Annotated in this window: 7 protein-coding genes; 3 read left to right on the top strand and 4 right to left on the bottom strand. The window is 66.4% G+C overall.

Annotated features, from left to right (window positions below; translation table 11 throughout):
* A partial coding sequence (locus Y706_RS0104060; RefSeq protein WP_216699101.1) for a hypothetical protein occupies positions 1-1,022 on the top strand: 1,022 nt, incomplete at its 5' end.
* Positions 1,023-1,047: 25 nt separating this feature from the next.
* The gene (locus Y706_RS0104055) at positions 1,048-1,905 is read left to right on the top strand and encodes an oxygenase MpaB family protein (RefSeq protein WP_043434686.1); all 858 of its coding nucleotides are present in this window, start codon (positions 1,048-1,050) and stop codon (positions 1,903-1,905) included.
* 116 nt (positions 1,906-2,021) lie between these two features.
* Here Y706_RS0104055 and Y706_RS0104050 read toward each other — a convergent pair whose 3' ends face one another.
* The 3 genes from Y706_RS0104050 to Y706_RS23530 all read right to left on the bottom strand — a co-directional run bounded on the left by Y706_RS0104050 (position 2,022) and on the right by Y706_RS23530 (position 6,855).
* Entirely contained in the window at positions 2,022-4,001 is a 1,980-nt protein-coding gene (locus Y706_RS0104050; protein WP_028275567.1) for an APC family permease, read from the bottom strand.
* A 121-nt stretch (positions 4,002-4,122) separates the two neighbouring features.
* Positions 4,123-5,307, bottom strand: a complete 1,185-nt coding sequence (locus Y706_RS23535; RefSeq protein ID WP_084475908.1) for an AI-2E family transporter — start codon at positions 5,305-5,307, stop codon at positions 4,123-4,125.
* A 30-nt stretch (positions 5,308-5,337) separates the two neighbouring features.
* Positions 5,338-6,855 carry a CYTH and CHAD domain-containing protein gene (locus tag Y706_RS23530; RefSeq protein WP_043434683.1) on the bottom strand — a complete coding sequence of 506 codons (1,518 nt, stop codon included), beginning with the start codon at positions 6,853-6,855 and terminating at the stop codon, positions 5,338-5,340.
* Positions 6,856-7,096: 241 nt separating this feature from the next.
* On the opposite strand from Y706_RS23530, the gene Y706_RS0104035 reads away from it, so the two are divergent.
* Positions 7,097-7,366, top strand: coding sequence for a hypothetical protein (locus tag Y706_RS0104035; protein WP_028275566.1), 270 nt, complete (start codon positions 7,097-7,099; stop codon positions 7,364-7,366).
* A 130-nt stretch (positions 7,367-7,496) separates the two neighbouring features.
* On the opposite strand, the gene Y706_RS23525 is transcribed toward Y706_RS0104035, so the two are convergent.
* On the bottom strand, positions 7,497-8,380 hold an 884-nt coding region (locus Y706_RS23525), incomplete at its 5' end, for an alkaline phosphatase family protein (RefSeq protein ID WP_162159060.1).

Raw genomic sequence — 8,380 nt, 5'->3', positions numbered from 1 at the left:
CGCCGCTCCTACCGGCAGCCGGACGCGGAGCCGGGCAACTTCGGGGCGGTCTTCGGATGATGCAGTTCCTGATGGCCGCGGCGCTGTTCCTGTTGGCCGGTGCCCGCATTCCCGCCCTGCTTCGCAGCCGGAGCGACCTGGTGTTCTCCTGTGCCGTGTACGGAGGCGTGGGCTCTTTGCTCATGTCCCCGGTTGTCTACGTCCCCGTCGATACGGCCCTGGGCGGCATGAACCTGGTCAAACTGGTCCTGAACTCCCTGATGATTGTCTCTCTCTGGTATCTGCGCCTCGCCGCATACGCCGCCATCGCCCCGGAAGCCGGCGGCCGCCGGTCCTGGTGGACACGCACACTTCCGTTGACGCTCACGCTGAGCCTGCAGACCGCGTTCTTCCTCCTCACAGGACCCACCGTCACGACCCCCGCCTGGGGCATCTACGAGGACCGTTTTTCGGCTCTCCTGTTCTCACTGATGCTCACCCTCTTCATCTGTTCGATGAGCGCGGAAATTGCCGTGATCTGCTTCCGCTACGTCCCGCGGATGAGCCGCCCGTTCCGCGTCGGTTTCTCCATGCTGGGCGCCGGCTGCATCATGGGCTTCCTGGTGATGGCCGAGATGTGTCTGTCCCTCTTGGCCCGGCACCTGACATTCCTGGCCGTACTGGTCAGGCCTGACTTCCCGTACCATCAGCTGGAACTGGTCGCGACCGTCCTGGCCGGCGCCGGACTCACGATCCCGGCGGTTGCCGGCAGGGCTGCCCGCAAAAACCTGCAGCGCCGGAACACCGAAACCCTCGCACGCGTCGAGGCCATCTGGTCCAAGGCGCTGCAGAGCACGTCGCTTGACCGGACCCTTGAGGCCGACCCCCAGGCGCCGGTACAGGACAGGCTGCATCGGATGGTTGTCGAAATCCGGGACGCTGAACTCGCTGCGGGCACTTCGGCGACCTTCCTGACCGCGGAGGAGCGCAGCTACCTGCTCTCCATTGAAGCAAAGCTCCATAACTCCCCTGCCCCGGCATAGCCTGCGACAGCTACGGAAAGCCCCCATGCAACTCCTCACGCACCCGACCCGCCGAACACGCCCGAGCGGTACGGACATGTACGGGATCTACCGGAACATGGTCCTCTTCGATTTCAAGACTGAAATCCATTCGGGCTTCTTCGTCGCCTACTACCGCAACTTCGCCATCCCCTCCACAGCAAGGACCCTGGCGGCGACCGGGGAGATGAAATCCCGGCCGATGAAGCGCTCCTACGACACCGGCATCGTCCTCCACGAGATCATCGCCAACGGGTTCGAGCACGAACGCAGCCAGGCCATGATCAACCTGCTCCGCCGGGTCCACAAGGGGGTGCCCGGTACCCCGGACGACTTCGTCTACGTCCTCATGACCTTGCTTGTGCTGCCGCTGCGCTGGACCGAACGTCACGGCTGGCGCCGGCTGACGGAGCTGGAGCAGCAGGCCGCCACGGACTTCTACGCCGAACTGGGCCAGCAGATGGGGCTCGAGGGCATCCCGGCCACCTTCGCGGAGGCTGAACGGTTCCTGGACGAATACGAGGACCGGAACATGGGCCCAAGCCCCGAGGGCTCGATGCTGTTCAATGCGACCGTCGCGGCCTTCGCCAGCCGTATCCCCGCCCTGCTTCGCCGGTTCACCCCGACCATCCTGGCGCTGATGATGGACAAACCCCAGGTCGCTGTGGCCCTGGGCCTGAAACCTGCCCCGGCAGCCCTGCGCGTGCCGTTCAATGCGGTGCTGCGGTTCCGCTCCCTCAAGGCCAGGCTGCGTCCGTTGCCGACCGAGCCCATATTCGTGCCGGGAAGGATGAACGTCGTGGCATACCCGGACGGATACACCCTGGACCAGATCGGCCCGTGGGGGAAATCAGCCAACGTCTGAGGCGCGGGGACCGGGTGTGAGCTTGGACACGGGTCGCAGGACACGGACAGCCCCGCCGGAATCTGAACTGCTCAAATCCCGGCGGGGCTGTTCGTTGTGGTCAGAGTGCGCTCTGCCTAACCCACGTGGATGGCGGGTCGGAGTGCCTGGTCGGGCTCTGTCTCGCGGAGGATTTCGCGCACCAGCGGCGCGGTGTCGCCCTCACCCAGGAACAGGTACCGCATGAGGTGGCCGACGGGGTTGCCCTCGGACCACTCGAAATAGCACTGGGGCTTCGTGCCGGTCGAGTCGCGCATGGCCAGCAGGACGGCCGCGATCGCGTTCGGCACGGCCGGGGACTTCACCCGCAGGACCCTGTAGCCGTCCACTTCGACGCCTTCGACCCGGAGCGTGTGGCTGAACGCCGAAGGATCGGAGATTTCCACTTCCAGGAAGATGACATCCGCCGGGCCCGGGACGGGGTTCAGCCCGCGCTGTTCGTACTCTTTGTCCGCGTATTCAGCCTTGTCACCGGCCTGGCGTTTGTTGGCGATGACGTTCAGTTGCCCGTCGAAGGCAATCGAATCGGTGATGAACTGCCGGGCTGCCTCGTCGAACTCGATGGTTTCCAGCCGCAGTTCGGTGGTGCGCTGGACCCGGGAGATGAGCGAGACGACGATGATGCCGGCGATGAAGAACGCCGAGATCGCAATGCCGTCGGGCTTTTCGATGACATTGGCGGCCAGCGCGTACAGCAGGACCAGGGTCAGCGCACCGAAGCCGATGGTGCCGGCGCGGCTGTGCCGGCGGATCGCGGAGACGGTCACGGCGACGGCTCCGGAAACCATCATGGCCAGGATGCCGGTGGCGTAGGCACCTGCCTGGGCGTTGACGTCGGCGTTGAAGGCGATGGTGATGCCGACGCTCAGCACGGTGTAGACGATCACGACCGGGCGGACGGCCCGGCCCCATTCCGGCGCCATGCCGTAGGCCGGCAGGTACCGGGGCACGATGTTGATGAGCCCGGCCATGGCGGAGGCTCCGGCGAACCAGAGGATCAGGGCGCTGGAAATGTCGTATACGGTGCCGAACCCGGCGCCGAACAGGTCGTGGGCGAGGAACGCCAGGGCGCGGCCGTTGGCCTGTCCGCCCTCCTCGAACTCCGTGGCCGGGATCATGACCGTGGTGAGGAAGCTGGTGGACATCAGGTAGACGCTCATGATGGCCGCCGCCGTGGTGAGCAGCTTGCGGGTGTTCCTGACCCGGGACGCCATGACCTGCTCGGGGCTGTCGCCGGTGGCCTTGATCAGCGGCATCATCGAGACGCCGGTCTCGAACCCGGACAGGCCCAGGACCAGCAAGGGGAAGGCGATGACGGCCGGGCCGATCAGGTCCATGGGGCCGCCGCCGGCGCTGGCGAGCAGCCGGTCGGTCCAGCCGGCGATCAGGGACGGATCGGAGAAGACGTGCATGAGCCCGGCGGCGACGACGGCGGCGTTCAGGAGCAGGTAGACGGCCACAAGCGGAATGGCGACGCCCACGGCCTCATTGAAGCCGAGCAGGAACACCCCGCCCAGGATCAGCAGCAGGATCACCGTGATGATCACGGCACTGCCTTTCAATCCCGCAGGGACGATCGGGTTCTCCAGCAGGTGCACCGTCGCGTCGGCTCCGGAGAGGGTGATGGTGATGATCCACGAGGTCGCCACGAACCCGAGCAGCAGCAGCACGAAGAACTTGCCGCGCCAGAACGGAAGCAGCTTCTCCAGCATGGCAACCGAGCCCTGCCCGTGCGGGCTCTCCTGCGCGACCCGGCGGTACATGGGCAGCATGCCCAGCAGGGTCAGGGCCACAATGAGCAGGGTGGCCAGCGGCGACAGGGCACCGGCGGCCAGGGCGGCGATACCGGGAAGGTAGGACAGGGTTGAGAAATAGTCGACGCCGGTCAGGCACATGACTTTCCACCAGGCGTTGGGCTTGTGATCTTCCTCGGCTTCGGGGCCGGCGGGTGCGACCTGGTTGGCCAGTAGCCAGCGGACCAGGGGCTTGCGGTCCGGGCGGTCGGCCTGCTTCAGGTCAACTTGCGCCGGGACGGCGTGGTCAGAAGTGGTCTGCATCGGGTCTTTCTGTTGGTGGCCGGGCGTGTGCCGGGCAGGAGCAAGTCCTGGGAACCGGTCAATTGTAGTGCCGGGCCCCCTTTGCGGCGGCCAGCTGCAGGCCGCGTCCGGAACGGCGAGCCTACCGCGGCTCCGGTCCGGGCAGCTCCGGTCCGGACATCTCAGGTCCGGCCAGCTCCGGACCGGGCGGCTCAAGTCCGGACATCTCTGGTCCGGGCATCTCCGGCCCGGGCGGCTCAAGTCCGGGCAGCGGGTCCTTGCCGGTCCATGTCTTCACGACCGTCCACGTGACGGCGGTGATCGGCACGGCCAGCAGCGCGCCGACAATGCCGGCCAGTATGGTGCCGGCTGCCAGGACGAGCAGTATCGCCAGGCCGTGGATGCTGAGGACCCTGCCCATCAGGACCGGCTGCAGGAAGTGGTGTTCGAGCTGGTTCACGCCGATGACCACGGCCACAACAATGAGCGCCTGGACCAGTCCGTTGGAGACCAGCGCGACGACAATGGCGAGGGTGCCAGCGACGGTAGCGCCGACGATCGGGATGAATCCGCCGATGAAAATGAACACTCCCAGCGGCAGGGCCAGCGGCACTCCCATGATGGCGAGGGTGATCCCGACGACGAGACCGTCAACCGCGGCCACCATGGCCGTGCCGCGGACATACCCGCCCAGGACGACGGTACTGCGATCCGCCGCCAGCCGTGCCTTGGCGCGCTGGTCGGCCGGCAGCATGCCAATGAGAAAGGCCCGGATTTCGGGCCCGTCCTTGAGGAAGAAGAACAGGGTGACGGCCATCAGCACCGCGCCGGTGAAGATTTCCACCGCGGTGCGGGCACCGGTTAGGGCTTCTGCACTGAACGTGCTCGAGGTGAAGAACTCCCGCACCGAGTCCATAACGGCGGTGATCTGTTGGTCGCTGACAGGGACAGGTCCGTGGTTCAGGAATGAGTGCAGTTGCTCGACCCCCGCAGCGGCCCGGGCCGTGAGCTCGCCCCACTGGTTGGAGACCAGAATGACGATGCCGGCGATGACGCTGCCGAAAACGGCGAGAATGGCCACGAACGAGGCAACCACCGCGAGGGCGCGCGGCCACGCGTGCCCGGTGAGCCAGCGGACCAGCGGGGAGATCGCTGCGGCCAGGATAACGGCGATGAGGACGGGGATGATGACGAGCGGGATGCGGCTGGCGGCCCAAATGATCGCCCATACGAGGGCGGACACGGCGAGGACCTGCACGGAGCGGATGCTGGCGCGGCCCAGTCCGTCCGACCAGATGGCCGGCATTGCGCTGCGGGGTTCGATCATAGGGGTTCTCCCGGCGTTCGGACGCGGTGGCTAGGTCCAGCGCAGGGGTTTCGGCCTGGCCTGTTGCCACGCATCGTAGAACCGCAAGCGGGCTTCGTTGCCGCGCTGCTGCTCAAGGGCGTGCAGGCGCCCGAAGGTAAATCCGGCGCCGGGGCCAGCCGCGGCCTGCCCCGCCAGCACCAGTAGGGTTTCCCGGGTGACGACGCTGTCCTGGAAGTCTCCGAGGATCTCCTGGATGCCCTCCGCGGCCCGGGCAACGTTCGTTGCTTGAGTGCCGAAAATGGGGGCAGCCGCCTCTGCGGCATAGCGCAGCCGCTTGGCAGCCTTCCGAACTTCATGCAATGCGGCATCCTGCGGTGTCCCGCCTGCGCCGCCGTCAAGGGACCGGACCGCCGCCTTGAGGCGTTTTCGTTCCGCGGAGACGAGCCGGCCAACCGTCCCCGGCGCATCGTTGCCTGCCCCGCCGTTCAGCGGAGGTACCGCAAGGAAGGTATCGAGGGCATCGAGGAGGCGGAAGTAGCGGGTGCTGTCCAGCGCCGCCAGGCCGGCGGCAAGGCCCTGTTGCTGGACGGTGCCGAGGTGCTCCTGGATCTGCTGCGCGACTGGTCCGATCAACAGCTCCGGAGGTTCGGCACTGATCATGTCCTTCAGCCGGGCACGGATGACCTCGGCGTCCCGGGCCTGGCCCACGTTGCCGGCGAGCCACTGGAGCTCGCCCCTAAGAAACCTGGCCGACGTCGTATCTGTGAGCGTTCGAAAGGTTGCCAGTGCCGACCGCAACCGGCGGGCGGCCACCCGGAATTGATGCACGGCATCGGGCGCATTGACCCGGACGCGAGGATCATTCAGCTTCACGGCGCGTACCTGTTGGGATACGTACGAGAGCATGACGTCCGAGGCCGGCCCGTCCCGGCTCGGCTTTGGAGCCGTGGCCGGATTCTCCGGATAGTCCGGTCCGAGCGCCCGGGCGAGCTTGGACGGGTGCGTGGCGATGGTGACTCCCTCTGCGGCGCACAGAGCGTCAGCGTCCTGCAGCAGCCGACGGGGGCCGTCGGCGAGTTCCAGTTCCCATTCCCGCCACCGCGACGGTCCCGCGCGGGTTAGCAGGGATTGGGCCTCGACACGGTCGTCACTGAAGTTGGCAAGGACTGCGCCGTCGGCGGCGTATAACGGCGTCAACCTCCGGCTGGTCCGGATGTGTGCAACCGGAATCAGCGGGTGGCAGCGGGTGTGGACGAGGACCAGCTGCCGCAAATTTTCCGGCACGGCATCCTGATCGCCGCCAAGCGGCTCCCGTATAGCCCGGCGCTCCCCCACGGCGACCGGCAGTTTGAGGTGCCATCCTGGATCCGGACCGGCGGACCGCCGGCACAGGGTGATCCGTTGCCTGGCCAATGCCAGTGCTTTGGTATCAAAGCAGACGGCGTCCAGCATTTCGTTGACGGGCTGCCCGGCGCGATCTACCCCTGGGATGGATGCCAGTGGCGGGAGGGCGTCGGATTCCGAAGGGCTGTACTTGCGTTCCACCTCGATCGCGTCGGCGGCCATGCTTCATTTTAGGAACTCCTGCACGCGCCGGGCGTGTGCCCAAAGGCCCCTATCGGATGAGATTGTCACGGGAACCGGGTGCTGGGGACGGGTGGCCGCGCAGTTCAGGGCCACGGCCCTGCGGAAGGCGCACAGACGCGGCGGTATGAGGCTGGAAAATTGACTTGCCCGGGCATGCGGCGGCGAGTAACTTTCGGAGCAGTGGGCCGCCGGACCGCTGGCCCCCTGCGAGAGGACCGCCATGCCAACCATAATCGGCCACCACGATGTCAAGGACAAGGATCATTGGCTTGCCTCGCCGAAGCGCGAAGAGGTGTTCGGCCCACTGGGGATCACCAACATTCGTACGTTCGTCAACCCCGAGAACCCGACGCAAGTCGCAGTGATGATGGATGTCCCTGACCTGGATGCCCTCATGGCCGCGATGCAAAATGAGGTAACGGGCGAGGCGATGGCCAGCGACGGTGTACTGCCCGAGACCCTGGTCATCCTCGTCGAGGCCAAGCCCTAGCTTCACCCGGGCGGACACCGCCGGCGGTGCAGGCGAATGTGGCGAAGCTCCGGTCAAATAGCGGTTGACCGGAGCTTCGGGTCCATTATGGGCAGTGGTTCCTGTGTATTGGCCGGGAAAAGGCTGACCGCTAGTGGTTCAGCAATTCGCTCATGAGGGGCGCATTGCGGACATCGTCGGTCAGGGGGCTCAGCCCCCACACGTCCTCGATGGTGTGCAGCAAGGAATAGTGCGAGTAGGCGGCATTGGATGTGAAGTGCTTCCGCGCCGCGGGGCCGGCAAAAACCGTAGCCACCCGGTTGTCGTCTTTGCTGCCTTCATCCCACGTGAGCACCAGCAGGGAGTTCTGCGTCGTGAAGGCCGGGGATCCCAGGATCCTGGGCACTTCGCGGGCGAGCCAGTCGTCTCCGGTGCCGATGGAGCAGTCGTGGGTGTCGTGGCACATGTCCGGGCTGATGAAAGCGTAGTCCGGCAGGGTCGACGGCGACTGCAGGTCCTGCCCCAGCCGGTCATACGGAACAACATGGTCCGAGCAGGAGGCCACGTCGTCCGTCACGGCAGGGTAATACATGAACGGATTATGCTTCACCGCATACCGGCGGGAGTCATGCGCGGCGCAGGGCGCGGGCATGCCCTCGGCATACATTTTCCAGGTCCGTCCGGATTGGGTGATCTCATCGGCGATCGAACGCACATCGGCGGTGCACGAGTCCGGTTTGCAGTCGCTGGTGATCCCCGCGCTCGTTCCGCTCGTGAGGGCGAGATAGTTGGGCAGGCTCGGGTGGGTGATGGCCCGGTAGTTGGCGGCCACCGAGAATTCCGCCGCAAGCTTGTTGAAGTAGCCCGCTTCGCTGGCGCCCATGATCTGCGAGGCCGCCTTGTTCTCCTGGACGATGACCACAATGTGCGCGATTCCGCTGCTGGCCTGCCCGCCCGGGGCGGGGTGCGGGGCCGGCTGCGCGAAATACGGGGATGGTGGTGGGGTCGCGGCGGGCGGGTCCTGGCCCGGGGACG

Origin of the sequence: Arthrobacter sp. I3, assembly GCF_000520575.1 — a bacterium.
GTDB lineage: Bacteria > Actinomycetota > Actinomycetes > Actinomycetales > Micrococcaceae > Arthrobacter > Arthrobacter humicola_A.
Note: the sequence above shows the minus strand (reverse complement) of the source record. Positions and strands in the feature narration are given on the sequence as shown.

Bases quoted from the DNA above. Each gene is read 5' to 3' on its own strand.
- Y706_RS0104055 (WP_043434686.1), top strand. From the start codon at position 1,048: ATGCAACTCCTCACGCACCCGACCCGCCGAACACGCCCGAGCGGTACG.
- Y706_RS0104050 (WP_028275567.1), bottom strand. From the start codon at position 4,001: ATGCAGACCACTTCTGACCACGCCGTCCCGGCGCAAGTTGACCTGAAG.
- Y706_RS23535 (WP_084475908.1), bottom strand. From the start codon at position 5,307: ATGATCGAACCCCGCAGCGCAATGCCGGCCATCTGGTCGGACGGACTG.
- Y706_RS23530 (WP_043434683.1), bottom strand. From the start codon at position 6,855: ATGGCCGCCGACGCGATCGAGGTGGAACGCAAGTACAGCCCTTCGGAA.
- Y706_RS0104035 (WP_028275566.1), top strand. From the start codon at position 7,097: ATGCCAACCATAATCGGCCACCACGATGTCAAGGACAAGGATCATTGG.